This is a genomic window from Hymenobacter sublimis (assembly GCF_023101345.1).
Classification (GTDB): domain Bacteria; phylum Bacteroidota; class Bacteroidia; order Cytophagales; family Hymenobacteraceae; genus Hymenobacter; species Hymenobacter sublimis.
On sequence record NZ_CP095848.1, the window covers coordinates 1,384,308 to 1,410,760 of the forward strand.

General features: G+C 58.4%; 22 protein-coding genes and 1 pseudogene. 18 read left to right on the plus strand and 5 right to left on the minus strand.

The genetic code is table 11. The features are described from left to right. The first annotated feature begins 878 nt into the window (after positions 1 to 878). The 14 genes from MWH26_RS05825 to MWH26_RS05890 all read left to right on the plus strand — a co-directional run bounded on the left by MWH26_RS05825 (position 879) and on the right by MWH26_RS05890 (position 15,094). The gene (locus tag MWH26_RS05825; protein WP_247976452.1) at positions 879 to 2,300 is read left to right on the plus strand and encodes an alpha/beta hydrolase-fold protein; all 1,422 of its coding nucleotides are present in this window, start codon (positions 879 to 881) and stop codon (positions 2,298 to 2,300) included. A gap of 287 nt (positions 2,301 to 2,587) precedes the next feature. Then, the gene (locus tag MWH26_RS05830; protein WP_247976453.1) at positions 2,588 to 4,003 is read left to right on the plus strand and encodes an anthranilate synthase component I family protein; all 1,416 of its coding nucleotides are present in this window, start codon (positions 2,588 to 2,590) and stop codon (positions 4,001 to 4,003) included. A gap of 61 nt (positions 4,004 to 4,064) precedes the next feature. Beyond that, on the plus strand, positions 4,065 to 4,631 hold the full coding sequence (locus tag MWH26_RS05835; protein ID WP_247976454.1) for an anthranilate synthase component II: 567 nt from the start codon (positions 4,065 to 4,067) through the stop codon (positions 4,629 to 4,631). A gap of 91 nt (positions 4,632 to 4,722) precedes the next feature. After that, on the plus strand, positions 4,723 to 5,736 hold the full coding sequence (gene trpD / locus MWH26_RS05840) for an anthranilate phosphoribosyltransferase (RefSeq protein WP_247976455.1): 1,014 nt from the start codon (positions 4,723 to 4,725) through the stop codon (positions 5,734 to 5,736). 284 nt (positions 5,737 to 6,020) lie between these two features. Then, positions 6,021 to 6,836 (plus strand): indole-3-glycerol phosphate synthase TrpC, encoded by an 816-nt coding sequence (gene trpC / locus MWH26_RS05845; protein ID WP_247976456.1) that lies wholly within the window; start codon positions 6,021 to 6,023, stop codon positions 6,834 to 6,836. After that, the gene (locus MWH26_RS05850) at positions 6,836 to 7,465 is read left to right on the plus strand and encodes a phosphoribosylanthranilate isomerase (RefSeq protein WP_247976457.1); all 630 of its coding nucleotides are present in this window, start codon (positions 6,836 to 6,838) and stop codon (positions 7,463 to 7,465) included. The genes trpC and MWH26_RS05850 overlap by 1 nt, the downstream gene beginning before the upstream one ends. 81 nt (positions 7,466 to 7,546) lie before the next feature. Next, entirely contained in the window at positions 7,547 to 8,743 is a 1,197-nt protein-coding gene (gene trpB, locus MWH26_RS05855; protein ID WP_247976458.1) for a tryptophan synthase subunit beta, read from the plus strand. 60 nt (positions 8,744 to 8,803) lie between these two features. After that, positions 8,804 to 9,586: a tryptophan synthase subunit alpha gene (trpA, locus tag MWH26_RS05860; RefSeq protein ID WP_247976459.1), complete on the plus strand. Its 783-nt coding sequence runs from the start codon at positions 8,804 to 8,806 to the stop codon at positions 9,584 to 9,586. A gap of 136 nt (positions 9,587 to 9,722) precedes the next feature. Then, the gene (gene aroF, locus MWH26_RS05865) at positions 9,723 to 10,736 is read left to right on the plus strand and encodes a 3-deoxy-7-phosphoheptulonate synthase (RefSeq protein WP_247976460.1); all 1,014 of its coding nucleotides are present in this window, start codon (positions 9,723 to 9,725) and stop codon (positions 10,734 to 10,736) included. 205 nt (positions 10,737 to 10,941) lie between these two features. Continuing rightward, positions 10,942 to 12,243, plus strand: a complete 1,302-nt coding sequence (locus MWH26_RS05870) for a helix-turn-helix domain-containing protein (protein WP_247976461.1) — start codon at positions 10,942 to 10,944, stop codon at positions 12,241 to 12,243. 113 nt (positions 12,244 to 12,356) lie between these two features. Further along, on the plus strand, positions 12,357 to 12,749 hold the full coding sequence (locus MWH26_RS05875) for a hypothetical protein (protein WP_247976462.1): 393 nt from the start codon (positions 12,357 to 12,359) through the stop codon (positions 12,747 to 12,749). 48 nt (positions 12,750 to 12,797) lie between these two features. Further along, positions 12,798 to 12,956, plus strand: a complete 159-nt coding sequence (locus MWH26_RS05880; RefSeq protein ID WP_247976463.1) for a hypothetical protein — start codon at positions 12,798 to 12,800, stop codon at positions 12,954 to 12,956. Between the two features lie 254 nt (positions 12,957 to 13,210). Continuing rightward, complete coding sequence (locus tag MWH26_RS05885; protein ID WP_247976464.1) at positions 13,211 to 13,945, plus strand: phenylalanine 4-monooxygenase; 735 nt, start codon at positions 13,211 to 13,213, stop codon at positions 13,943 to 13,945. A 369-nt stretch (positions 13,946 to 14,314) separates the two neighbouring features. Continuing rightward, positions 14,315 to 15,094, plus strand: coding sequence for a phenylalanine 4-monooxygenase (locus tag MWH26_RS05890; protein ID WP_247976465.1), 780 nt, complete (start codon positions 14,315 to 14,317; stop codon positions 15,092 to 15,094). A gap of 199 nt (positions 15,095 to 15,293) precedes the next feature. On the opposite strand, the gene MWH26_RS05895 is transcribed toward MWH26_RS05890, so the two are convergent. The 5 genes from MWH26_RS05895 to MWH26_RS05915 all read right to left on the minus strand — a co-directional run bounded on the left by MWH26_RS05895 (position 15,294) and on the right by MWH26_RS05915 (position 20,626). Then, positions 15,294 to 16,154: a dienelactone hydrolase family protein gene (locus MWH26_RS05895; RefSeq protein WP_247976466.1), complete on the minus strand. Its 861-nt coding sequence runs from the start codon at positions 16,152 to 16,154 to the stop codon at positions 15,294 to 15,296. Positions 16,155 to 16,324: 170 nt separating this feature from the next. Further along, positions 16,325 to 17,638, minus strand: a complete 1,314-nt coding sequence (locus tag MWH26_RS05900; protein WP_247976467.1) for an ABC1 kinase family protein — start codon at positions 17,636 to 17,638, stop codon at positions 16,325 to 16,327. Positions 17,639 to 17,776: 138 nt separating this feature from the next. After that, complete coding sequence (locus tag MWH26_RS05905) at positions 17,777 to 18,412, minus strand: TetR/AcrR family transcriptional regulator (RefSeq protein WP_247976468.1); 636 nt, start codon at positions 18,410 to 18,412, stop codon at positions 17,777 to 17,779. 59 nt (positions 18,413 to 18,471) lie between these two features. Next, positions 18,472 to 19,794 (minus strand): cryptochrome/photolyase family protein, encoded by a 1,323-nt coding sequence (locus MWH26_RS05910; RefSeq protein WP_247976469.1) that lies wholly within the window; start codon positions 19,792 to 19,794, stop codon positions 18,472 to 18,474. 118 nt (positions 19,795 to 19,912) lie between these two features. Further along, positions 19,913 to 20,626 (minus strand): SDR family NAD(P)-dependent oxidoreductase, encoded by a 714-nt coding sequence (locus MWH26_RS05915; protein ID WP_247976470.1) that lies wholly within the window; start codon positions 20,624 to 20,626, stop codon positions 19,913 to 19,915. Between the two features lie 406 nt (positions 20,627 to 21,032). Between MWH26_RS05915 and rhuM the strand changes: the two are divergent. The 4 genes and pseudogenes from rhuM to MWH26_RS05935 all read left to right on the plus strand — a co-directional run. After that, positions 21,033 to 21,233: pseudogene (rhuM, locus tag MWH26_RS05920) on the plus strand (RhuM family protein); the annotation flags it as partial. A 201-nt stretch (positions 21,234 to 21,434) separates the two neighbouring features. Beyond that, positions 21,435 to 21,779: a type II toxin-antitoxin system death-on-curing family toxin gene (locus MWH26_RS05925; RefSeq protein ID WP_375374048.1), complete on the plus strand. Its 345-nt coding sequence runs from the start codon at positions 21,435 to 21,437 to the stop codon at positions 21,777 to 21,779. 132 nt (positions 21,780 to 21,911) lie between these two features. Further along, positions 21,912 to 25,361 (plus strand): pyruvate carboxylase, encoded by a 3,450-nt coding sequence (locus tag MWH26_RS05930; protein WP_247976471.1) that lies wholly within the window; start codon positions 21,912 to 21,914, stop codon positions 25,359 to 25,361. A gap of 59 nt (positions 25,362 to 25,420) precedes the next feature. Beyond that, positions 25,421 to 26,161, plus strand: coding sequence for a hypothetical protein (locus tag MWH26_RS05935; protein ID WP_247976472.1), 741 nt, complete (start codon positions 25,421 to 25,423; stop codon positions 26,159 to 26,161). Positions 26,162 to 26,453 lie beyond the last annotated feature (292 nt).

The window sequence follows — 26,453 nt, forward strand, 5'->3', positions numbered from 1 at the left end:
ATAATTCCAGTCGCTAGAGCTTGAATCATCGCCGCATTCGCCCGGGTTCAACATCACCAAATTGTTATTAAACAGCGCAAGTTAAAGCGCTGGTAGCAACAAAAACAATGGGGTACAAGCGGGAAGCAGGTATAGTGATAATTGGACTTTCTTTGCTGAGTATGGCAGTAAAGAAAATGCTGCAATCTTACGGAGCATCTGGAACTTATTCACGTTACTTTAGCACACCTTCGCAGCTGTGGCTTACTATAGGTTAAGGCTAGCAATTAGGCCATTTCAAGGGAGGAAACAGAGGTATAATTGCCTTGTGCTGTATTAACAAAATAGTGTGCTGTGTTGATGCTAATTATAAAAGGTCAATAGAGGCGTACTAGTCAACTTTATATAAGAATTGAGGAAAGCGTAGTAAGATCCATGGCATTTAGTGCCAGTATCTAACACATTTTGCTTTGGTATGGCATATTTGGCTAGGTACCTGGGGAATTATTGGTGCAAAATTGTCAAGAAGACTATCAATAATAATTTCGGGGTACTTGTCAATACAGGCGCATAGACTTTTGCTGGTTTATGCCGGTTTAAAGCGCTGATTTTTGTATATATTTTAGGAGTTAGCATAGGGAGTTAATTATCACTGCACCTACTCAACCCTCGTATTGTAGTTTTCTAAAATATAGCTTTAGGTGAGGGCTTACTTACTTCGTGCGGGAAAGTGCGGGTAAGAGAAAAAAGTAAATTCTAGGAAAAATACAGATTGGGTTTATCCTCTATTTCGCATCAAGCGTAAAGATGTACCGTTGAGTTTATTTGTCATGGTATCAGGCGGCATTGAGCGCTGAGAACAGTGGTAACTTGCCCGCTGAATTCTGCCCTTCTGCTCCATGCGACTTTCCCTGGTCATCCTGCTTCTTAGCGTTCTGTTCCGTCATGCGGGCTTAGCCCAAACCACCCTGCGCATTGCTCAAGTGCCCGCCGCTACTCCGGCCGGGGCTGCATTGTACTTGGCGGGCTCTTGCAACTCGTGGCAACCCGCCAGCGCGGCCTACCGGTTTACGAGCAACCCAGATGGCAGCTACCAGTTGGTGCTACCGGCCTCTGTTAAGGGGGCTTTCGCGTACAAAATAACCCGCGGCTCCTGGGAAACTGTAGAAACGGACGCTCGCAACCAGGATATTGAAAACCGCGTGTGCACTCCAGGCGACAAGGATGGCGAGCTGCAGCTTACGGTGCATAACTGGAAGGATCTGTCGGCGGCCGGAGCCAGCCGCTGCCAAAGCACTGCACTGCAGCCCAACGTGCAAGTTATCAGCACCTCCTTCCCAATGCCCCAGTTAGGGCGCACTCGCCGCGTGTGGATGTATTTGCCCAGCGACTATGCCAGTGCGCCCACCAAACGCTACCCCGTGCTGTACATGCACGACGGCCAGAATGTGTTTGATGCCTGCACCAGCTTTTCGGGTGAATGGGGCATAGATGAAACCCTGAGCCAACTGCAGCAGCAGGGCTTGGATGCCACTGGCTGCCTTGTGGTGGCCGTGGACAACGGCGGCTCGGAGCGGCTCAATGAACTCTCGCCCTGGAAGAACCCTGAGTACGGCGGCGGGCAGGGCAACGAATACGTGGATTTTCTGGCCCGGACCCTGAAGCCTTATATTGATGCCAACTACCGAACCCTAAGCGGACGGGAGTTCACGGGCATTGCCGGCAGCAGCATGGGCGGCCTCATTTCCACCTATGCGGCCCTGAAATACCCGCAGGTGTACAGCAAGGTAGGCGTGTTTTCGCCAGCCTTTTGGTTTGCCAAAGATTCCCTTTTTGCCTACCTGCGTCCGCGTCGGCCCCAGCCCAATACGCAATTCTACTTTGTGAGCGGTACCACGGAAAGCGAAACCATGGTGCCGCTGATGAAGGCCGTGCACGACACCCTGGCGCGAGCTGGGGCCGGGGTGCAATACACTACCCCCGCCGATGGTAAGCACACGGAGTGGTTCTGGAAGCGAGAGTTTCCGGCGGCCTACCGGTGGCTGTATCAGCCGGATGCTACCATGCAGCAGCGCAGAAACCGGGGGCCTCTGCCATATGGCGCTTATTTAAATGCCGAGCAGAACCAGCTGATCGTGCACCTGCCTTCCGGCCGTGGCAAGGGGCAGGTAGCCATACTAAACCAACAGAAGCAAACGGTACTTCGCAAGCACGTGAAGGGTGGTAGCGCCGTTGATGTCAGCCGCCTGCCGGCGGGTAGCTACGAGGTGCTGGTCCGGGTTAAAGACCAAGTAGGACGACAGCTGCTTGTGAAACAATAAGTTACGAGGTAGTGTAGGTTTAAGTAAAAAAATTCGGGCTTCTGCTTGCCAAAAACCTACCTGAACTTACCTTTGCCCCGTTCAACGCCCAACCCTATTTGGCAATGACCTTCTCAATGACCCAGCAAGCGTGGTGGTGGCCCTACGGAAACTCCGGACGGGACATCCTGTGCGTGCGCTAAGGTCAGCTGAACAACCTACTTCGCATTCGCTCAAAAGCCCGGCCGCCCCGCCGGGCTTTTTTATTTCCCGGCGCTGGTCCTTTACCTCACTACCACAACCAGCCGATGAAAACCTTCCACTTGCACACCCGCCACCTGCGCGTTCTGGCCGATACGGTAACCCCTGTGGGCCTGTACTTACGGCTGCGCGACCGGTATGCCAACTGCCTGCTGCTGGAGAGCTCCGACTACCACGGCCAGCAAAACGCCTTCAGCTACCTGGCTTTTGATCCGCTGGCCCGCTTTGAGCTGCGCGGCAACGAACTGGCGCTAACCTTCCCCGATGATACTACCGCCACGGAAACCCTAGCCGACCCCCGACAGGCCCTGGCCCGGTTGCAAGAATTTGCTAACTGCTTCCAGACCCAGGACACGGGGCACGATTTCATTACGGGAGGCCTGTTTGGCTATCTTGGCTACGAGGCCGTACAGTATTTCGAGGACCTGGAGCTAAACTCGGCGAAACAGGCCGCCGGCCAAATTCCGGACATTCTCTATAGCACCTACCGCTACGTAATTGCCGTTAACCACTTTCGCAACGAGCTGTACGTGTTTGAGCACACGCTGGCCGGGCAAACTGTTGATGAAGACGGGCTTACGCGGCTGGTGAACCTGATTCGGAATCCTTCCCTGCCTGATTTCAAATTCAAAACGGTAGGAGAGGAGCAGACCAATCAGACGGACGAAGAATTTCTGCGGGTGCTGGCCGAAGGGCAGCAGCACTGCCGCCGGGGCAACGTGTTCCAGATTGTGTTGTCGCGGCGGTTTCAGCAGGGCTTCAGCGGCGACGAGTTCAACGTGTACCGGGCCTTGCGCTCCATTAACCCCTCGCCCTACCTGTTTTACTTCGACTACGGCTCGTTTAAAATTTTCGGCTCCTCGCCCGAAACGCAGCTGCTTATAAAAGGCCGACAGGCAAGTTTATATCCCATTGCCGGCACGTTTCGCCGCACTGGCCATGATGCCGAGGACGCGGCCCTGGCTCAAAAACTAGCCGACGACCCCAAGGAAAACGCCGAGCACGTCATGCTCGTGGACTTGGCTCGCAACGACCTAGCCCGCCACGGCGACGAGGTGAAGGTGAAGGTATTCCGCGAAATTCAGTACTACTCTCACGTCATTCACCTAGTTAGTGAGGTAACGGCCCGGCTGGCTCCGCAGGCCAGCTCCCTGCAGGTAGTAGCCGACACCTTCCCGGCCGGCACGCTGTCGGGAGCACCCAAGCACCGGGCCATGCAACTGATTGATGCGCTGGAACCCACGGCCCGCGGCTACTACGGCGGCGCCATCGGCCACCTGGGTTTCAACGGCGACTTCAACCACGCCATCATGATCCGGTCCTTCCTGAGCACAGCCAGCCAGCTCTACTTCCAGGCCGGGGCTGGGGTAGTGGCTGCTTCCGACATCAATTCCGAACTCAACGAGGTGCACCACAAGCTAGCCGCCCTGCGCAAAGCCTTGGAAGAAGCCGAAGCCGTCTGAACTGTGCGGCTAGTGTGTTGAATTCGTGTCATTCGTTTCCAATCTGTTTTAACCTGAGGTCATGAAAATCCTCGTTATTGATAACTACGACTCCTTTACCTACAACCTGGTGCAGGTGCTGCGGGAGTTGGGGCATACCGACGGCGTAACGGTCATTCGCAACGATAAGCTGACGGTAGAGGACGTGGCTGGCTACGATGCCGTGCTGCTGTCTCCCGGGCCGGGCGTACCGTCCGAGGCGGGGCTAATGCCGGAAATTATTCGCCGCTACGCGCCCAGTAAGCGCATGCTGGGTGTTTGTTTGGGGCATCAGGGCCTGGCCGAAAGCTTTGGCGGTGAGCTTTATAACCTGCCCGAGGTAGTGCACGGCCTAGCCACGGACGCCACCGTAACCGCCGAGGACCGGCTATTTGCCGGCTTACCCGCTCGCTTCAAGGTAGGGCGTTACCATTCCTGGAGTGTGCGGCCCGAATCGGTGCCGGCGGCGCTGGAAATAACCGCCGTAGACACCGACGGGCAGGTAATGGCTTTTCGCCACCGCGAGTACGACGTGCGCGGCGTGCAGTTCCACCCCGAATCCATTCTCACTGAGCACGGCCACCAGATGCTGTCCAATTGGTTGGCTTGAGCCGCCACACTTACTTATCGGGCACTGCTTTCTTGCTGTTGCTACCTCCAACCCCCCCGTGGAAATTATCCGCTGACCGCTACCGCGAATTGTGAAACAGATTCTTAATCAGTTGTTTGAGCAGCAGTTGCTCACCCACGCCGAGGCGCGCGAAGCCATGTTGCGCATTGGGCAGGGCGAGGCCAACGCCTCCGAAATGGCCGCCTTCATGAGCGTGTACCGCATGCGGCCGATTTCGGTGCCGGAGCTGGCGGGCTTCCGCGACGCCCTGCTGAGTTTGAGCCGCGACCCGGAGCTGGGCACCCATGACACGGTAGACATTGTGGGCACCGGCGGCGACGGCAAGGACACGCTTAATATCAGCACGTTGGCGTGTTTTGTGGTGGCCGGCGCGGGCTACAAAGTCACTAAGCACGGCAATATTGGTGTGTCGTCGGTGTGTGGGTCGTCGGATGTGCTGGCCCAATTGGGGGTCGAGTTTGGGGTAGGCAACGACGTGCTGCAACGCCAGCTGGAGCAAGCTAACATTTGCTTTTTGCACGCCCCCTCCTTCCACCCAGCCATGCGCCACGCCGGGCCGGTGCGCCGGGAGCTGGGCGTGCGGACCTTCTTCAACATTCTGGGGCCGCTGGTAAATCCGGCCCGGCCCAACTACCAGGTAGCCGGCACCTTTAGCCTGGAGCTGCTGCGCCTCTACCACTACCTGCTGCAGCAAACGAATACACGCTACGCCGTGGTGCACGCCCTCGATGGCTACGACGAACTCTCGCTGACAGCGGCTGCCAAGCTGGCTTCGCCGGCAGGCGAGCAGGTAGTAACCGCCGCCGACCTGGGCCTGACGACAACAGTACCCGAGGAACTGGCCGGCGGAAAAAGCGCGGCGGAGTCGGCCCGGCTGTTTGTAGATGTGCTGGAGGGCCGCGCTACCCGGGCCCAACGCGACGTGGTGACGGCCAACGCGGCCCTGGCCATCCGGTGCCTGGAACCCACCTTTAGCTTTGCCGAAGCCCTGGCCGCCGCCCAGGAATCCTTGGACTCAGGGCGGGCGCGGACGGCGCTACGCAAGCTGGTAGCCGCCACGCACAGCCACGCCACCACAACGTAGAGACGCCATATGGTGCCTCTGGTCGAATGATCTGGAACCAACTGTCATTCCGACGCAGGAGGAATCTGGGTTAAATAGTTGAATGAGTAACCCAGATTCCTGGCGTTGCTTGGAATGACAAATACCATCAGCAATGACCAGACGCGAAGTGTCGCGTCTCTAGAACCGAATAAAGATTCTGGCCTTTTCGGGCTCCTTTTCTGCCAAATACTGTTCACTCAATTCCTTTCCACCAGACAGGAATTCACCCTAAATCCCGCCACAACGAACCCGGCGGCCCTTCAATGCCCACTATTCTCGACAAAATCATTGCCCATAAGCGCCAGGAAGTTGCCAACCGCCAGAGCCTTGTGCCGGTGAAGCTGCTGGAGCAAAGCCTCTACATGCCGACGCCGCCCCTGAGCCTGCGCCGCTACTTGCTGCGCGACGATTTGAGCGGCATCATTGCCGAGTTCAAGCGCAAGTCGCCGAGCAAGGGCTTCATCAACCCCCACGCTCCGGTGGAGCGCACCACCCTGGGCTACATGCAGGCCGGCGCTTCGGCCCTGTCGGTGCTGACGGACACCGAGTTTTTCGGGGGGAAGAATGAGGACCTGACCATTGCCCGCCGGTTTAATTTCTGCCCCATTCTGCGCAAGGATTTCGTGGTAGACGAGTACCAGATTCTGGAAGCCAAGAGCATCGGGGCCGACGCCGTGCTGCTGATTGCGGCCGTGCTTAGCGGCGAGGAAGTGCTGCGCCTGGGCCGCCTGGCTAAAAGCCTGGGGCTGGAAGTGCTGCTCGAAATTCATAACGCCGAGGAGCTGGACAAAACCCTGCACCCCGACGCCGTGAGCCTGGTGGGCGTCAACAACCGCAACCTGCACGACTTCAGCGTGAGCCTGGATACCTCGGGCGAGCTGGCCCAGCGCATCCCCGACGAGTTCGTGAAAGTGACGGAAAGCGGCCTGACCTCGGCCGCCGACATTGAGGCGCTACGCCAGGTGGGTTACCGAGGCTTCCTGATCGGGGAAACGTTCATGCGTCACTCGCGGCCCGAAAAGGCCTGCGCCGCCTTGGTGCAGCAGCTCCGCGCCACCGAAGCCGTAACCCTACTATAATGAGTGTGCGCCTGAAAGTCTGCGGCATGGCCCGGCCCGACAACCTGCGGGCGGTAGCCGCCCTGCGGCCCGACTTTCTGGGCTTCATCTTCTACCCCAAATCCCGGCGCTACGCCGCGCCCACGCTCACGCCCGCCGATGCGGCCACGGTTCCGGCTACTATCCGCAAGGTAGGCGTGTTCGTGGATGAGGACATGGCCGTAATGCAGGAGCGCATCACGGAGTACGGCTTGCAGGCGGTGCAGCTCCACGGCGCCGAAACGCCCGAAACCTGCGGGCTGCTGCGGGCTACGGGGGTAGCAGTTATTAAGGCGTTTGCGGTAGGGGAGAAGTTCGACTTTGCCCAGCTGCTACCCTACGTGGGGCAGGTTGACTTTTTCCTATTTGATACGGCCGGCGCCCAGCCCGGCGGCAACGGCACGGCCTTCGACTGGCAGATTTTAAAGCAGTACCACCTGACCGTGCCCTATTTTCTGGCCGGCGGGCTGGCCCTGGAGCACGCCGCCGTCCTGCAAAACCTGCAGCTTCCAGGCCTGTTTGCCTTGGACCTCAACAGCCAATTTGAAACTGAGCCCGGCGTAAAAGATGCCGAGCTGCTGCGCCAGATGTTTCAGCAGTTACGCCCTTAAGTATCCGTTGCGCGCACCGTTTGGCAGGGCTTCGGCGCTGCCGCTTGGTGCGCTACCTACCCCAAAACTTCCCGAGAAATCATGAGCACTACCTACCAACAACCCACGGAGCGCGGCTACTACGGCCAGTTCGGCGGCGCCTTCATTCCCGAAATGCTCTACCCCAACGTGGAAGAGCTGCGCCAGCAGTACCTCGATATTCTGGCCGACCCCGCCTTCCAGCAGGAGTACCAGCAGCTACTCCGCGACTACGTGGGCCGGCCGACTCCGCTGTTTGAAGCCAAGCGCTTATCGGCGAAGTATAACACCCGCGTGTACCTTAAGCGCGAGGACCTCTGCCACACCGGCGCCCACAAGGTAAACAACACCGTGGGGCAGATTTTGCTGGCCAAGCGCCTGGGCAAAACCCGCATTATTGCCGAAACCGGCGCCGGTCAGCACGGTGTGGCCACGGCCACGGTGTGCGCCCTGATGGGCATGCAGTGCATCGTGTACATGGGCGAAATTGACATGGAGCGCCAGAAGCCGAACGTGTACCGCATGCGCCTGCTAGGGGCCGAGGTACGCGCCGCCCTGAGCGGCAGCCGCACCCTCAAAGACGCTACCAACGAAGCCATTCGGGACTGGATCGGCAACCCCGTCGACACGCACTACATCATTGGCTCCGTGGTCGGTCCGCACCCGTACCCCGATCTGGTGGCGCGCTTGCAGGCCGTTATCAGCGAGGAGATGCGCAAGCAGCTACTGGAAAAAACCGGTTCTGAGTTACCGAATTACGTAGTGGCCTGCGTGGGTGGCGGCTCGAATGCGGCCGGCGCTTTTTACCACTTCCTGGAGGAGCCTTCCGTGAAGCTAGTGGCCGTGGAAGCGGCTGGGCACGGCGTCAACTCGGGACACTCGGCGGCTACTTCGGTGCTGGGCAAGCCGGGCATCATTCACGGCTCCCGCACCCTGCTCATGCAGGATGAGGACGGCCAGATTACCGAGCCGTATTCCTTGTCGGCGGGCCTCGATTACCCCGGCATCGGCCCCCTGCACGCCTTCCTGGCCGATTCGGGCCGGGCACAGTTCATTAGCATCGAAGACGAGGACGCCCTGCGCGCCGTAGCTGAGCTGAGCCGCCTGGAAGGCATCATTCCGGCCCTCGAAACCGCCCACGCCCTGGCGGCCCTGGGCCAGCTGGGCGCCGGCCCCGACGATGTGGTGGTGGTCAACCTCTCCGGCCGCGGCGACAAGGACCTGGAAACCTACCTCAAGTACGCCGACACTATTCTGTAAAGCCCGCTGACCTACCTGTGTCATGCTTCAGCAAACTCAGCATGACAAACAAAATTCATCATGCAAAATCGTATTCAACAGGCTTTCCAGAAGAAAGGTAAAAACCTGCTCAACGTGTACTTTACCGCCGGCTACCCCCGCCTGCACGATACGGTGCCGCTGATTAAGTCGCTGTCGATGGCTGGCGCCGACCTTATCGAAATCGGCATGCCATTCTCTGACCCGCTGGCCGACGGGCCCGTTATTCAAGCCAGCAGTACCGCGGCCCTGCAAAACGGCATGAACATGCGGGTGCTGTTTCAGCAGCTGGAAGGCATCCGGGAGGAAGTGACCGAAACGCCCATTCTGCTCATGGGTTACCTCAATCCGGTGATGCAGTTCGGGGTAGAAAACTTCTGCCGCGAAGCTGCCGCCGCCGGCGTAGATGGCGTGATTCTGCCCGACTTGCCGCTCGACGACTACGTGGCCGAATACCAGGAACTGTTTCGCCGCTACAACCTGCGGCCGGTGTTTCTCATTACCCCGCAAACGGCCCCGGAGCGTATCCGCCGCATTGATGAGCTGACGGATTCCTTTCTCTACCTCGTATCAGGTCCTGGCACTACCGGCGGCGCGAATACCCAGGCTGAGGGCGTGCAAGAGGCTTATTTTCAGCGCATTGAGGCCATGAACCTGCGTAACCCCCGCCTCATCGGCTTCGGTATCGGCGACAAGGCCTCCTTCCAGCGGGCTTGCCAATACGCCGAAGGTGCCATTATCGGCTCGGCCCTGATTCGGGCCCTGGAAGGCACCGATGATGCCCCGGCCGCCGCTACCCGGTTTGTGCAGTTGGTGCTGGCCTAGCATTACAAAGAACCTCACGCCGAGCGTAGCGAAGCATCTGGCTCGGCTGATGCCTGCTTGCTATGGCAATGTCAGCCAGCCGAGCCAGATGCTTCGCTACGCTCGGCATGACCATCGACTTTCTCTTCCCCTGAATATGATCATCCAACTCGACGCCCATATCTCCGAAGCCGCTCAAAAGACCATTGAAGGCCACATCAAGGCCCTCAAATACAAAATTACCAACGTCAAAACCCAGCGCGCCCACTACCTTGTGGCCATCGGCAAAGCCGATGTGGACCTGCGTACCATTGGGCAGCTGCCGGGCATCCTGGATATTCACCAAGTTTCCGATGAGTATCAACTGGTGTCGCGCAAGTGGCGGGTGCGCCCCACCGTGCTCGACCTCGGCGACGGCGTGCGGGTAGGAGAGGGCAGCCTCACACTGGCAGCCGGCCCCTGCAGCATCGAGAGCGAGGCCCAGATGGAAAGCATCATGCAGCACCTGCTGGACAACGACGTGCGCATTATGCGCGGTGGCGTATTTAAGCCCCGTTCCTCGCCCTACTCCTTCCGGGGGCTAGGCATGGAGGGGCTGAAACTGTTCCACCAGATGGCGCGGGCGCGGGGCATCAAAATCGTGACGGAAGTCATGCAGGTGTCGCAGGTAGAGGAAATGCACGACTACGTGGACGTGTTTCAGGTAGGCGCCCGCAACACCCAGAATTTCAACCTGCTGGATGCTCTAGGCGGCGTTGACAAGCCGGTGCTAATCAAGCGGGGCATTTCAGGCACCATCGAAGAGCTGCTGTCTTCGGCGGAGTACGTGTTTTCGGGCGGCAACGAGAAGCTAATCCTCTGCGAGCGAGGCATCCGAACCTTTGAAACGGCCTCGCGCAACACTCTGGATTTGAACGCGGTGCCCATCCTGAAGGAGAAGACCCACTTGCCCGTCATCGTGGACCCTTCTCACGGCATCGGCATCCGCGACTACGTGCCTTCCATGGCCCTAGCCGCCGTCATGGCCGGCGCCGACGGCATCATCTACGAGGCCCACGAGAAGCCCGAAGAAGCCGCCTCCGACGGAGCTCAAACCCTGAATTTTCAGGAGTCGGCGCGCTTGGTTCACAACCTGCGCAAGGTGTACCAGCTGCGCCAGGAGCTGGAATAACCCGGAATGAGGTAAAGAGGCAATATTTCGCGTTACGTGAGTTGCTGTTATTACAACTGCATCGTTCTGCCCCAAGACGTTCAACGACGTAACGCGACACTTCACCTCTCTACCGTAGTTAATGGTTTGACACACCGCCCCGGCTCAACTGAGCCGGGGCGGTGTTTTATATAGCCGAAAGCTAATCTACTGCTACCTTGCTGGTATGGTCTTCGGTTTCAACCAGTACAGCGGATTGCTGTTGCCGTTTTTCGTGCAGGGCATGGTGGTGGCCGCGGTGCTAGTTGTGCGCAGCCGCCGCAACGACGCCGCCGCCGACCGGTGGCTGGCCCTGTTGCTGTTGCTCCACGCCCTGCGCCTAGCTCAGTGGATGCTCGGCTTTGCCGGTTGGTACGACGCGCACGATGCCCATAGCACGTTCATGTTCTACTTTCCGTTCCACCACTGGCTGGCCGTAGGACCAGCGCTGTATTTCTACTTTCGCAGCCTCACCAACCAGGAGTTCCGACTGACGCGGCGGCACTGGCGCGCCTTCGGGCCCGAGCTAGCCTGGCTAGGCCTGTACCTAGTGGGGTTGCTGTACGATGTTGGGTGGTGGCACGGGCTGCGGGGCCAGCCGCTGCCGGCCCACTTCGGCACCAAGGGCCCCGTTGCGGCCTGGGCCGATGAGCAGCCCATTAAAGTAGTGGTGGATATTCTGAGCTACGTGCTGGTGCTCTACTTCACGCTACGCACCCTCCGCGAGTACCGCGCCTACGCCCGCTACCTCAACGATAACTTCTCCGACACCGACCGAATTCGGTTTCGCTGGCTGCGCAACGTACTGATAGCAGTGGGCATTGGCACGGGCGTAACCCTAGTCTTCGGCGTTGTTAACCTTGTGGTGCCCCTGAGCTACTATCAGGCTTGGTACGACTACCTGTTCACGGGCTTGCTGCTTTACTACCTCAGCATTGCCGGGCTTCTTACGGGCTACCGCCTAGCCAGCCTGCGCTTCCAGCCGGCCGAAGAGGCCCCCGTACCTGACCTCCTTCCAGAACCACCTATCCTGGTGCAACCTCCCACTGCCGCGCCGGCCAAGGCGCGGCAGCTCCTTGCGGCCGCCGGCGCGGCCGCCAACCTGGCTGCGCCGGCGCCTACCCCCGCGCCGGCCCCCGATGCCCCCGAGCTGGAACGCTGGACCCAACGCCTGCTTCGCCACATGGAAGCCGAGCGGCCCTACCTGGCGCCCGAGCTGACTTTGGGGGAGCTGGCAACTCAGCTGCGCACTAACACTTCCTGGTTGTCCAGGGTCATCAACGCGGGCTGCGGCCAGAACTTCAACGACTTCATCAATGAATACCGGATACGGGAGGCCGAGCGCCGCCTGCGCGACCCGCAGTTTCGGCACTACACCCTGTTGGCCGTGGCCTTGGAGGTAGGCTTTAACTCCAAGTCCACCTTCAACCGGGTATTTCGGAAGCTGCGAGGCGTCACGCCCAGCGAGGTGGCCCGCCGGAGCACCTAGGCGGATGAACGTGCCAAATCATATAGTAGGACGTTCCAGAAGGTAAATTGAAGCGGTTAGGGAGCTAGCAGGTAGTTGCTTTGAGCCATCATTGCACCTTAACCCTACTCCTCATGCTTGCTTCCATTTTTTCCCGCTCCCACTCTTGGCTGCTGACCTTAGCCGCCGTGTGCGCCCTAGCTACCAGCTGCTGGGCCAACCTGACATCCGATTTATTTATTGAGGCCGGCAAGCAGTTTGTGCTGGGCGGCGGGCAGCCTGGGGCCTTCAAGGTAGAGGCGCGCAACGTGGGCAAGGTTCCCATTGAGATAAAAGAACGGCCCCGCGGAGGCGGCATCTTCACCAAAACCACTTTGGCTCCCGGGGCCCGGGGCACCTTGCGCTTCATGGCCGGTTCCACGGCCGTGCTTCTGAACCCTTCTGCGGTGCAGGCTCATCTAAACCTAAAGGTATCCGGTGACACCAAGAGCCTAAGTATGACCTACGAGCCCAGCGGTAAGCTGTAGTTTCTCACCCCGAATGCTGCTGTCTATTATGAAAAGTTACTGCTGGGTATGTACTGCCAACAGCCCTTGTTTTATGGCTACATCTTACTGGGAAGCACCGGCGCTGGCCGCTACTTCCTCGATTACTGGCTAACACGCCGCCCAAGTTGGGTGGTGGCCCCGCTGCAGTCCGTTCCGGCGGCTGTAGGAGCCGTGCTAAAGATGTAGGACTTGGCGCACGAAAAAATCGTGGGCTAAGGGCACTGTATTCAGGGAGAACTGTATATTTGTAATATCATGCTGAACCTAACCGCAAAGTGCTTTAACCTGATGAATATTCGCCCCGTGCAGGGCGAGGTCGGGCCTCTTTGCGGACAGGAAAGTTAGAAGCGCAGCATGACACTTCTCCCCTGAAAATCTCGCGAAAGCCCGACTCCTACCAGGAGCCGGGCTTTTTTTCTGCCCCTTATTCGCTACCTCCTATGGTACAGCAACAGTACGACCGGTATACGGCCCAGGATCAGTTGGTTTGGAAGGTATTGTTCGACCGTCAGACGGCCCTGCTGCACAAGCGGGCTTGCTCGGCCTTTGGCCGGGGGCTGGCTGCTGTTGGTTTTCACCGCAATGCCATTCCCGATTTTGAGCAAGTAAACCAGCGCCTGCTCAAAGCTACCGGCTGGCAGCTGGAACCGGTGCAGGGCCTGCTCGGCGACGCCGACTTCTTCGGCTTGCTGGCCCAGCGCAAGTTTCCCGCTACCGTCTGGATTCGGTCTATGGAGCAGTTTGACTTCATCGAAGAGCCCGATTTATTTCACGGGGTGTTTGGGCATGTACCGCTGCTCATGGACCATGCCTTTGCCGACTTTCTGCATTTTCTGGGCCGCGTGGCCGCGCAGCACCTGCATGATGCCGCCGCCCTGACCCGCCTAGAGCGCCTCTACGGCTTCACGGTGCAGTTTGGCATGGTGCTGGAAAAGGACGAGGCCCGCATGTACGGCGCTGGCTTGCTGTCTTCCTCCGGCGAGATTCATCATTGTCTCGGCGACGCAACTCGCCGCGCCCCCTTCGATCTGGCTACGGTGCTGCACACGCCTTATAGTGAAGCGCATTTGCAGGAGCAGTACTTCGTGCTCAATAGCTGGGACCAACTCACGGAAAGCGTAGCCGAGCTGGCCGCCTTGCTCTCCACGGGCTGGGAACTGCAGCCCGTAAAATAAGACCCTTGCAGCGGGCCAGTAACAGCCAGTGGGTTAGCAATCGGTTTCGCGTTTAGGCAGGAGTGAGCCAGGACGGGCAGCAAGCGGGGGTGGGATACCAACTGCTGCTCCTGCTCACTTCGGCCGCCGCCTCAGCGGTTCGCAGAACAGGTTTCTTGCCCGCTGGCTTGTTTGCTAGCTGTTGCGTTGTACTTTTGCCCCGATGCTACTTACCTCCCGCTATTACGCTTATGCCTATTACGCTCCCGCCCGGAGCGGAGCGGCCACGGCGTGCCACGGAGGATAAGTACTACTTCCCCTGACACTTTCACAGCCTGCTTCCGCTTCGTGCGGAGGCAGGCTGTTTTTTTATCCCTTCATTTCCCGAGTATGTTATCGTCTTCTGCTTCTTCTGCGCTTACGCCCGCCGCTACTGCCGCAACCCCAGCCGCCCTGCCCTTGCTAACCCAGGATTACAGCGCCTACACCGCCGCCGACCAGCACGTCTGGCAGCTGCTCTTCGACCGCCAAATGGCCCTATTGCCTGGCCGGGCGGCTGACGCTTTCCTGGCGGGAGTGCAGCACATTGGGTTTACCCGGGAAGCTATTCCGGATTTTCGCGAGGTGAACCCGCGGCTGCGCGAACTAACGGGTTGGGAGCTGGTGGTGGTGCCCGGTATCGTAGACGATGCCATCTTCTTTGGGCTGCTGGCCGATAAGAAATTCCCGGCTACAACTTGGCTGCGGAAGCTGGAGCAACTCGATTACCTAGAAGAACCCGACATGTTTCACGACGTGTTTGGGCACGTACCGCTGCTTACCAACCCGGAGTTTGCCGCCTTTCTGCAGCAGTTGGGTGCTGCTGCCCAACACCACCGCCACCAGCCCAATTCACTGGAGCTGTTTACCCGCTTGTACTGGTTTACGGCGGAGTTTGGCTTGCTCAGCCAGCCTGATGGGTTACGCATCTACGGCGCTGGCTTACTCTCGTCGCACGGAGAAGTAAAGTTCAGCCTCAGCGAGAAGCCTACCCGCTTACCCTTTAGCCTAACTGGGGTGCTGGATACCGCCTTTGAGAAAGATAAATTTCAGGAGCTGTATTTCGTATTAGAAAGCATGCCCCAACTTCCTGAAAGCCTAGCTGAACTGCAAGCACAACTAGCAGATTAACAATGAGGTAGTAAATGAGTAGATGAGCGAAGTGTTGTCATGACGAGGGCAACGAAGCCACCCGTCCTCTCCATATGACCAGCCTTCTAACGAGACAAGCCCTTGCCGTATGGTAGCGTCAAGGGCTTGTCACATGTCAGAGGGGTAGCACGTTGGCCAGAAAGCAGGAGGCAGTGCCCTTCTTGTGGCTGCTACCTAACTACTTGAGCTTTAGGTTTTTCTTCAGGTAGGTCACGGAAGCGGCGTGAGCGTCCTCGGCAAAGCCCTTGTTGTACTTGGGGTTAGAGGGGTTGGCGAAGGCGTGGTCCGCGTCGTAGGCTTTTACAGTAAGGCCTTTCTTGGCGGTTGCCATGTCCTTTCCAAACTGACTGACTACCTCCTGATTGATCCATTTGTCCTGCTTGGCGAAAACGAAAAGCACATCAGTATTCAGCGTTTTGAGTTTGGCCACATCCTTCTCTGGCATGCCGTAGTACGCTACGCACCCCTTGGCCTTAGGACCGGCCAATAAGGCTGTTTGTATGCTCCACCCTCCACCAAAACACCACCCAATGCTGGCTACCTGGGCGCGGGGGCCAGCATACAGCAGCGCCCCTTTGATAATGGCCTGGGCACGTTCAGTTTTCACGCCCTGCATGAGCTTACCGGCCTGGTCGGCGTCGGTGGCTACCTGCCCGTCGTAGAGGTCGAGGGCAATGACATTGACGCCGGGCAGCTCCTTGGCGAAGCGGGCGGCCTCCTGCTTGATGTAGTCGTTCAGGCCCCACCACTCATGAATAACCAGCAGGTACTTGTCGGAGCGGACGTTGCTTTTGATTTCGAACGCTTTGCTGCTTTGCCCATCGGTGGTTTTGAATTCCACCATTTCACCGGCGCCCTGGTACGTGAAGGGTAGGGGCGCATCGTGGCCGCCCGAAAAATCTTCGTTAGAGGCCAGCATAGCGAATACTTCGGTGGCATCCTGACTAGCCGTCGGCTTAACGCAGCAGCTCAGGGTTTGGGCCGAAGCCATCGATACCACGCCGAGCAGAGCCGCGCAAAGAGTCCAGAATTTTTTCATGGAAAGAGAAAAGAGTGAAAAGAGACAGTCCGATAAGGCTCATGTAACTACACAAGTCTCATCGGACTATTTCATTACGGAGAGTTGGTTTGGAAAAAGTTCGTTGTGAGTAACTCGTGTCATTCCGAACAAGGCGAGGAATGACACGAGTTACTTAGCACATGCTGAACCTAATTCGTCTGCACGAATGCCCGCAGCTCAGTTAGTAAGGCGTAGAGGCCTACGTACGTCCGATTGAGGTAGATGAAGTGCTCCGACCCGCGCGGTTCCCGCTGCTGGCGTAGCTCCGGCTGTTGCAGCAAGTCGTCGCCGAGAGCATACAGACTCTGCAGGTAGGCAGGATCACCGAAATCGAAGCTCGGCTGACGAAAAGGCCGACCCACCAACTCCAACGAGGCCTGCATGGTGCTGACGTAGAAGCTGCGTTGGGCCTCCACGTCCTCGGCTCGCACGATGCCGGCCTCAGTAAGCAGGGCCGTCAGCCGGGCCGGATCAGCCAGGGTTTCGGGAGCCAGCAGGGCCGTGAACAGTCGGTGTACCTCGGCCGGAATTTCCTTTACGCAGCCAAAATCCAGAACGCCTACGGTGCCCCCGGCCTCAGCGCGCAGCAGGAAGTTGCCGGGGTGCGGATCGGCGTGTACCTGGCGCAACGTATTGAGCTGAAACATGTAAAAGTCCCAGAGAGCCTGCCCGAGTTGGTTGCGTACGGCTTGGCTGGGGTGGGTGGCCAAGAACTCTTTCAGGTGTTGCCCGGGCAGCCAATCCATGGTTAGAATGCGGCTGCCGGATAGCCCGGGGTAGTAGCTTGGGAACTGCAGATGCGCCAGGCCAGTGCAGGCAGCGGCAATCTGCTGGCCGCGCCGTAGTTCAAGGGCGTAGTCCGTTTCTTCTAGCAGGCGGGTTTCCACTTCCTGCAAGTACGGCCGCACGGTTGCTTCCTCTAGGCCTAGCACCCGCAGAGCAATGGGTTTCACCAGGCGAATATCGGAACGGATGCTGTCAGCCACGCCCGGGTACTGCACTTTCACGGCTAGCTCCTGGCCGTCTTTTTGAGCCCAATGTACCTGCCCAATGCTAGCCGCCTGCCGGGCGTTGAGGTCAAACGAATCGAACACGTCGAAGGGCGACTTGCCGAAAGCGTCCCGGAAAGCCTTTACCACCAACGGCCCCGAAAGCGGAGGCGTTTGGTACTGAGCCTGAGCAAATTGGTTGGCGTAGGCCGTGGGCAGAATGTTCTTCTCCATGGCCAGCATCTGGGCGACCTTCAGCACCGAGCCCTTCATTTCGCTTAGAGCACCGTACAGTTCCGCCGCGTTGGCCTCGTGCAACTCGCTAGTAGGGCTCTCGGCTCCTACGGCACGCTTGGCGTAGTGCTTCACGTAATTAGCGCCCACGTTTAGGCCCGTTTTGGCGAAGCGGGCCGCGCGCGCCACCTTCGTGGTAGGCAAAGAATCGAGGGGAATATTTTTGGGTGATTCGGGCATACGAAAGCGGCCTACACAGCAGGGCCTGCAAAGGTGCAAAAGGTGAAAAGTAGCGGCCTTACGACTTGAATTGCATCAGTGACTAGTAGGTGCCCAAGCACCTGCTCTGCTGCGAAGGCTGCTCAGATTGGCGGGGGCTTAACGCCGGCTCTGAATTAGGAAACGCACGAAGTCGGTGGCGGAATCCAGGGTGTTGCGTCCTACCAAGTCAAAGCTGAGAGTAACTGCTTTTTCCACGGCCGCGTCGGTACGCTCAAAGTTTACGGACTCGTCGTGGGCGAAGAAATTCAGCAGAAACAGCAGCTGCTGCCAGAAAAAGCGGGGGTAGCTATTCTCCAGCAAGGGCCGGGAGGCTACCTCTCCTCGCTGCCGGCCTTCCTGCAAAATTTTGGCGGCAAATTCTTCGAACTCCTGCCGCAGCCCGTCCAGCACCCGCGGGGTCAGGCCGGGCATGCGGTGCAAAGACCGGCGCAGGGCTTGCAGGGCAAAGCTGCGGTTGCGCTTCAGTACTTCCAGCAGGATGTAGTAAAAGCTGAGCAGCTTCTCGCGGGCCCCATACTCGGCCCACACGAGTTCCTTGGAGGCTGTATCGTAGGCCTCGCGCCCGAAATCAGCCCACAGCTCCCGGTCTAGCACCTCGAAGCTGGCATAGTAGCGGTAGAACTCCTGCTCCGGCAGGCCCAGCTTTTTGGTGAGCTTAAACACCGAAACGGGCGGCGTGCCTTTGCGCAGCACGTAGTCGAGGTAGGCTTGTTTGATCCGATCCTTTTCCATGGTAGTACAACCGGTAGCAGGGTAGGAAGTTGCTCGGCAGTAGAGGTAAAATAACCTGACTACTCACTCGCAGCCCGGTAAGCGGCCCGGAGCGTATCAACGGCCCGTTCCCGAGCAAACTTATGCTCGACGATGGGTTGGGGGTAGTGGCGGGTACCGAACTCCGGTACCCACTGCCGCACGTAGGCAAACGTGGGGTCGTACTGTTCCTGTTGACTTTGGGGGCTGTACACCCGGAACCAAGGCGCGGCCACCACGCCCGTACCAGCCATCCACTGCCAGTTGCCCACGTTTTGGGCCATGTCGTAGTCAAGGAGCTTATCGGCAAAATACCGGTCGCCCCAGCGCCAGTCAATTAGCAGATGCTTCACCAGAAAGCCCGCGGCGGCAATACGAGCCCGGTTGGGGAGGTAGCCCGTCTGGTTAAGCTCGCGCATGCCGGCATCTACCAGCGGGTATCCCGTGCGGCCCTCGCACCAGGCCCGAAACTCTTCCTCATTGTTGCGGTAAGGCACTTGGCGCAGGCGCGGCTCAAAGCTCTCGGTGGCGGTGCGGGGGTAGTGCCAGAGCAGCATCATAAAATAGTCGCGCCAAATCAGCTCGGCCAGCAGCTTAGGGTTTAGGTCACGAGCTTGGCGCATCAGCTCGCGCACGCTCAGGGTGCCAAAGCGCAGGTGCACGGAACGGCGGGTGCTGCTGTCCACGCGCCCGGGCGTGTCGCGGGTGAGGTGATACGTGCGCACCAACGCCTCGGCCGGTAACTCATTGGCTGGCACCTGCTGCCGGAACTCCTCGAAACCCATGCTACTTAGGCTTGGGCGCGGCGGAGCCTGGGGCAACGGGGCTAGGTTTGCAGAAGTGTACAAGCCGGCGGAAGGGTAGGGCTGCAAGTGTGCGTCCTGAAGCTTTTCCAGCCACGCCTTGCGGTAGGCTCCAAATACGCGGGCCGGCTTGCCTGATTTGCCCAGCAACTCGTTTTTGGCGAAAATTACTTGGTCTTTAAGCGCCTGAAAGCTAGTACCGTGCCGGGCGGCCAGCGCCGCCACGGCCGCGTCTCGCTCGGCGGCGTAGGGCTCGTAGTCCTCATTGGTATAGATGGCCGCCACCTCGTGCTGGGTGAGCAGCTGGTCGAAAACCTCCAGGGGTCGGCCGTAGAAGGCCAGAAAGCTGCCGCCAGCTTGCTCCGTTTGCCGGGCCAGGCGTTCCACTTCATCGTAGATAAACGTTACCCGGGCATCTTGGCGGGAGGGAAGCAGATCCAGAATTTCCCGGTCGTAGATGAACAGAGGAACCACGGGGTGGCCACTTTGCAGAGCTGCCGCCAAGCCGGCATTGTCGTGCTGGCGCAAGTCGCGCCGATGCCAGAACAGGGTAATCTTCATGCGGTGAGTTGTCAGGTGAATAGGTCAGGCCGGATGGTGGCACGTGTTTTTCAGCTGCAGTTGGTTGCTTTTAGAACTATGCTGGCGGCCAGCACCTAGCGCCTCTTAAAAAAGGGGCTTACTTCAGGCGGCCCAGACCTCCATCTACGGGTAGCACCTGGCCCGTGATAAAGGAGCTGTGGTCGGAGAGTAGAAAAGACGCCATGTAGGCTAAGTCCTGGGCTTCGCCAATGCGTTGCAAAGGGTGGCGCTTGGCCCCGGCCTCCACCTTTTCCGGCGTGCTGAGCAAGGCGGCGGCCAGGGGCGTATTGGTCAGCGAGGGTGCTACTGCATTAACCCGAATGCCACTGGCCGCATACTCAGCCGCCAACGACCGGGTAAGGCCCTCTACGGCGGCTTTAGCCGTGGCAATACTGGCGTGGAAGGCCATGCCCGTGTCGGCCGCTACCGTGCTGAAGAGGACCACGGAGGCTCCGTCGGCCTTTTTCAGCCGCTTCATGGTGGCTTGCAGTACCTGCACGGCACCCAGTACGTTCAGTTCAAAATCGGCCCGAAAGTCATCAACCGGTATCCGCTCGAAAGGTCGCAGCTTAATGGAGCCGGGGCAGTACACTACCCCGTGTAGTACCTCTGGCAACGCATCCAGGGCGGTGCCTAGCGGTTGGGTTACATCTAGATCCAGAAAGGTGGTGCCCAGAGCCGCTAACTCCGCAGACTGGTGCCGGGAGGCAGTGAATAGGGTAGCATTCAGCTTATGAAGCAACTGCGCCGTAGCCAGACCAATGCCCGAGGACGCTCCGACCAGGAGGATGTTTTTATCAGCAAATTCCATAAATCAGTTCACGTAAGACGTCATACTGGCTAACTGAACCGTTCGGGGAAAGTTTCGGCCCTTAGGCCTTGGAATAAACCCAATTGCGAGCTTGGCTTCCGGTTTCCGATTCCGCATATTGCTGAGTTGCCGCTTTTTTTACGCACCACCCCAATTATTGCTTCTATGCCCGATATTCTTCTCTACCAATCCGCCGATGGCCATACCCAACTGGACGTTCACCTGCAAAACGAAACTATCTGGCTGACCCAGGCCCAGATGGCAGAGCTGTTTGATAAAGATTCTGATACAATAGGCCTGCATATTCAGAATATTTTCCGCACAGGCGAATTAATGTCCTGCGCCAACTACCGAGGAATACTCGGTAGTTCGCCAAGAGGGGAAACGGCAGGTAACCCGGCGTGTCAAACACTACAACCTAGACGTTATCATCTCAGTCGGTTACCGCGTCAACTCGAAAAAAGGCACCCAGTTCCGTCAATGGGCCACGCAGGTGCTGCGCCAGTATCTGGTGCAGGGCCATGCGCTCAATGAAAAACGTCTGCGCGAAGACGCCTGCCAACTGGCTGACCTCAAGCGCCTGCTTCAGCTCCAGGGCGAAATTGCAGACAGTCAGGAGCTGACCCCCGACCAGACTAGCGCCCTGCTGCGCGTGCTCAGCGACTACGCCCGGGCCCTTGATGTGCTGGACCAGTATGACCACCAGCGCCTACGTATCACGGGTACTTCTGCCACCACCCCGTTCGAATTAACTTATGAGGCTGCTCTGCAAGCTGTGGATAGCTTACGCCAACAATTCGGAGGTAGCGTGCTATTCGGGCGGGAAAAAGATGACTCCTTTCAGAGTTCGGTGAGAACAATTTACCAAAGCTTTGACGGCGAAGATCTGTACCCAAGCGCAGAGGAAAAGGCTGCTAACCTACTCTACTTTGTTGTAAAGAATCACTCTTTTTCCGATGGCAACAAGCGGATTGCTGCTTTCCTCTTCGTCTGGTTTATGGACAAGAACGGTTGTCTCTACAAACCTAATGGGTCTCGCCGACTTGCTGATAATGCCTTGGTTGCTCTTACACTGCTAATTGCAGAGAGTAAGCCCGAGGATAAAGATGTAATGGTGAAGCTAGTAGTGAACTTGATTAATCAGGAAAACTAGCCTAATTCAGACATATCGTAGAGAGTAAACGAAAGCGAAAAAATGCTTTTAGCAAAAATTCGCTAACTGTTCTCGTCGCTTTCCGTAGCTTGCAGCACCCTTCCACTTTCATCCCTACCCCAACCTTCCACGATGAATATTTGCAAACTGCTGGTCGCCAACCGGGGCGAAATTGCTATTCGCGTGCTGCGCGCGGCTACGGAGCTGGGCATCCAGACGGTCGCCATTTACACCTACGAGGACCGGTACTCCCTGCACCGCTACAAGGCCGACGAAGCCTACCAAGTGGGCCGCGACGACGAGCCGCTCAAGCCCTACCTCGACATTGAAGGCATCATCCGCACGGCCAAGGAAAACGGGGCCGACGCCATCCACCCGGGCTACGGCTTCCTCTCGGAAAACGCCATGCTGGCCCGCCGTTGCGGGGAGGAAGGCATCATCTTCGTGGGGCCCCGGCCGGAAGTTATGGAAGCTCTCGGCGACAAGGTAGCGGCTAAAAAAGTGGCTGTATCGTGCCAGGTGCCCATCATTGAGAGCAGCCAGCAGGACCTCACCGACCTGAGCATCGCCCTGGAGGAAGCCCACCGTATTGGCTACCCCGTGATGCTAAAAGCCGCCAGCGGGGGTGGGGGGCGCGGCATGCGCGTCATTCGGGACGATGAGCAGCTGGAGCGGGGTTTCTTCGAGGCCCGCAACGAAGCCCTGAAAGCCTTCGGCGACGACACCGTGTTTCTGGAGAAGTTCGTGGAGCAGCCCAAGCACATTGAGGTGCAGTTGGTAGCTGACAACCACGGCGGGCTCATGCACCTGTACGAGCGCGATTGTTCAGTGCAGCGGCGCTACCAGAAGGTAGTGGAAGTGGCGCCCTCCCTAAACCTACCCGACCACATGCGCCACCTCCTGTATGAGTATGCGCTGCGCCTGGGCCGGGCCGTGAACTACAACAACGTGGGCACCGTGGAATTCCTGGTAAACCCCGAGCAGGACCGCATCTACTTCATTGAGGTAAACCCGCGCATTCAGGTGGAACATACCGTTACGGAGATGATTACGGGTGTGGATCTGATTAAAACCCAGCTTCACATTGCCGATGGCCGCCGCCTCACCGACCCGGAAATTGGGCTGGGGCCCGACGTAAAGCCCATGAAAATTGGGGTAGCCATCCAGTGCCGTATCACTACCGAAGACCCTGAGCAGGATTTTAAGCCCGACTACGGCACCATTACGGCCTACCGCTCGGCGGGCGGCTTTGGTATTCGGCTGGATCAGGGTTCGGTGTACACCGGCGTGAAGGTGTCGCCCTTTTTTGACTCCCTGCTGGTAAAGGTGTCGACGCACGCGCCCACGCTGGCCGAAGCGGCTCAGAAGATGGCCCGCACCCTCGACGAGTTCCGGCTGCGTGGGGTGAGCACCAACATTCAGTTCCTGCAGAACATCATTGCTAACCCGGTGTTCATGGCTGGCGAGGCCAACGTGGACTTTATCAAGGACCACCCCGAGCTGTTCAAGTTCAAAGCCCGCCAAGACCGCGCCACCAAGGTGCTCAGCTTCCTCGGCGACGTTATCGTGAACGGCAACCCCGATGTGCGCGGCCACCTCGACCCCAAGCGCGAACTGCGCAAGCCCCTGCTACCCGAAGCCGACCTGACCCTGGCCCCGCCCCCCGGCACCAAGCAGAAACTCACCGAACTGGGCCCCGAAGGCTTTGCCCAGTGGCTACGGGCCGAAAAGCAGATTCATTTCACCGACACCACCCTGCGCGATGCCCACCAGAGTCTGCTGGCCACGCGCATGCGCACCTTTGACATGCTGAAGGTTGCGGGCCGCTACGCCCAGCAGCACCCCCAAACCTTTTCGCTGGAATGCTGGGGCGGCGCCACTTTCGACGTGGCCCTGCGCTTTTTGCACGAAGACCCCTGGGAGCGGCTGGCCAAGCTGCGCGCCGCCGTGCCTAACATTCTGCTCCAAATGCTAATTCGCGGGGCTAACGGCGTGGGCTACAAGGCCTACCCCGACAACCTCACGGAACGTTTTGTGCAGCAAGCCGCCGAAACCGGCATCGATGTGTTCCGCATTTTCGACTCCCTGAACTGGATGCCCGGCATGGAAGCCTGCATCGGCTTCGTGCGCAACAAAACGGACCGTTTGGCCGAGGCCAGCATCTGCTATACCGGCGACATTCTCGACCCCAAGCGCAACCAGAAGTATTCCCTCGATTACTACCTGCGCCTGGCCCGGCAAATTGAGGACGCTGGCGCCCACATCCTCTGCATCAAGGACATGGCCGGTCTGCTGAAGCCTTACGCTGCCCAGGAGCTAATTACGGCCCTGCGCGACACCGTCAGCCTGCCCATTCACCTGCACACCCACGACACGAGCAGCCTGCAGGCCGCTACCTATCTGAAAGCCGTGGAAGCCGGCGTCGACGTTATCGACGTGGCCCTGGGTAGCCTTTCGGGGCTGACCTCTCAGCCCAACTTCAATTCCATAACGGAAATGCTACGCGGGCAGGAGCGCCACCGTGAGTTCAACCAACACTCCCTCAACGAGTTCAGCAACTACTGGGATACTGTGCGCGAGCAATACTACCCCTTCGAGTCGGGCCTAAAGGCGGGCACTTCCGAAGTGTTTCAGCACGAAATTCCGGGCGGGCAGTACTCCAACCTGCGGCCCCAGGCGGCCTCGCTGGGCCTGCTTGATAAGTTTGAAACCGTTAAAACCACCTTCGCCGACGTCAACCAGTTGTTTGGCGACATCATCAAAGTTACGCCCAGCTCGAAGGTGGTAGGAGACATGGCCTTGTTCCTGGTTTCCAACAACCTAACCACGGCTGATGTGCTGGAAAAAGGCGCCACGCTGAGCTTCCCCGAATCGGTGCGGGAGCTGTTCCGCGGCGACATTGGCCAGCCTGAAGGCGGCTGGCCCCAGGATGTGCAACGTGTCATCCTCAAGGATGAGCAGCCCTTCACCGACCGGCCCAACGAGCACCTGGCTCCCATTAACTTCGAGCAGGAGTGGCAGAAGTTTGAAGAGAAATTCGGGCAGCGCGCCAAGTTCACAGATCTGCTGTCCTGGCTGCTCTACCCCAAGGTGTTTGAGCAGTACTGGCAGCACCAGCAGCAGTTCGGCGACGTGTCCGTTATTCCCACCCAAGCGTTCTTCTACGGCTTGCAGCCTGGCGAGGAAACCATCATCGAAATAGCCCGCGGCAAGAGCATCATCGTGGGCCTGCAAAGCATTGGGCCGGTAAACGAGGACGGCTGCCGCACCATTTTCTTTTCCCTCAACGGCCAGACCCGCAACCTGGAAATCCGGGATACCAGTGTGGAAGTCAAGCGCGTACTCAACCCCAAGGCCGATAAAGCCAACCCCAAGCAGGTAGGCGCGCCCTTGCAGGGCCTGCTCTCCAAGGTATTAGTGGCGAGTGGACAGCCGGTTAAGCGCAACGCCCCGCTGTTCATCATCGAGGCCATGAAGATGGAAACCACCATCACGGCCACCGACGATACCACCGTGCAGGCCGTGAACCTACCGGAAGGTACGCTAGTGAATGCCGATGATTTGGTCCTGACCCTGGGGTAGCAATATTTCTCGTCTGAAACCAGTAGATTAAGAGCCTAACCCTCTCTTTTCCACTTTTTATGGTTACTCGTTCTTCGGTTATCCTGACGCTCACCCTATCAGTTGGTACTGTTCTCACTGCTGCCGCGCAACAACCTAGCATTGAGCAGACGGGAGCTGCGGCCCAAGCCAACCTTAACGCCTTGGTGAACGGCTCGCCTACGGTAGTGCCACGCGGAGCTACGGAAGCCACGAAGGGCTCGCCTTACGCCGACAAACGGTGGCTGCCCGCCCGGCTGCGCATGAGCAATAACGTGCCGCTAGCACCAGTGCCGCTGAAATACGACGTGCTGAACCAGCGGCTGCTCATGCGCCCGGTAAGTCGGCCCAACGATTCGTTGCAGCTGGATGACCGTCTGCTGGCCAGCTTTGAGCTGGAAGAACCTGCGCTTAACACCGCCGGAACCCGCCGCCGCGTATTCCGTCGTTTCGCCGAAGCTCCCGTGCCCACCCAGCGGGGTGAATACGTGGAGGTGCTGCACGAGGGCAAATACGTGTTGCTCAAGCGTTACGCCAAAGTGCTCCGCAAGGCCGACTACCAGGGCGCGTACAGTACGGACCGGCGCTACGATGAAATTGAGGATAAGCCCATGTACTACCTGCGCCACCCCAACGGGAGTGTGGTGCCCGTAAAACTGACGCTTAAAGCAATGCAATCGGCCGCGCCAGAACTGTCTGCAGCATTAAAAGCAGCGCCCAATGCCTCAGCCGCTAAATCCGATGCCGAGTGGGCAGCAGTGCTGGCCGCCGCAGACAAATAAATAGCTTAGCGTCAATGCAGCCCGTACTATTAGTTGCGTTGGCGCTACTTTATTCTTACCTCACAATGCGCCTTGTGTGTTGGCTGCTGCCAGCAGACAAGGCGCATTGTCGGTTATAAATCAGTGGTGCAGCATCAGGCTACTGGGTCAGAAGCTACTTGTCCTTGCAACAGAAGCTAGTAGCAGCCGCAGTGGGCAGGTAATACCAGTTGAAAACGAGCGAACTGCCATTCGCACATTGCTGGTGAGTACATGCTAACCTGAACCCGGTTCCCTGGTAAAAATGCGCTTG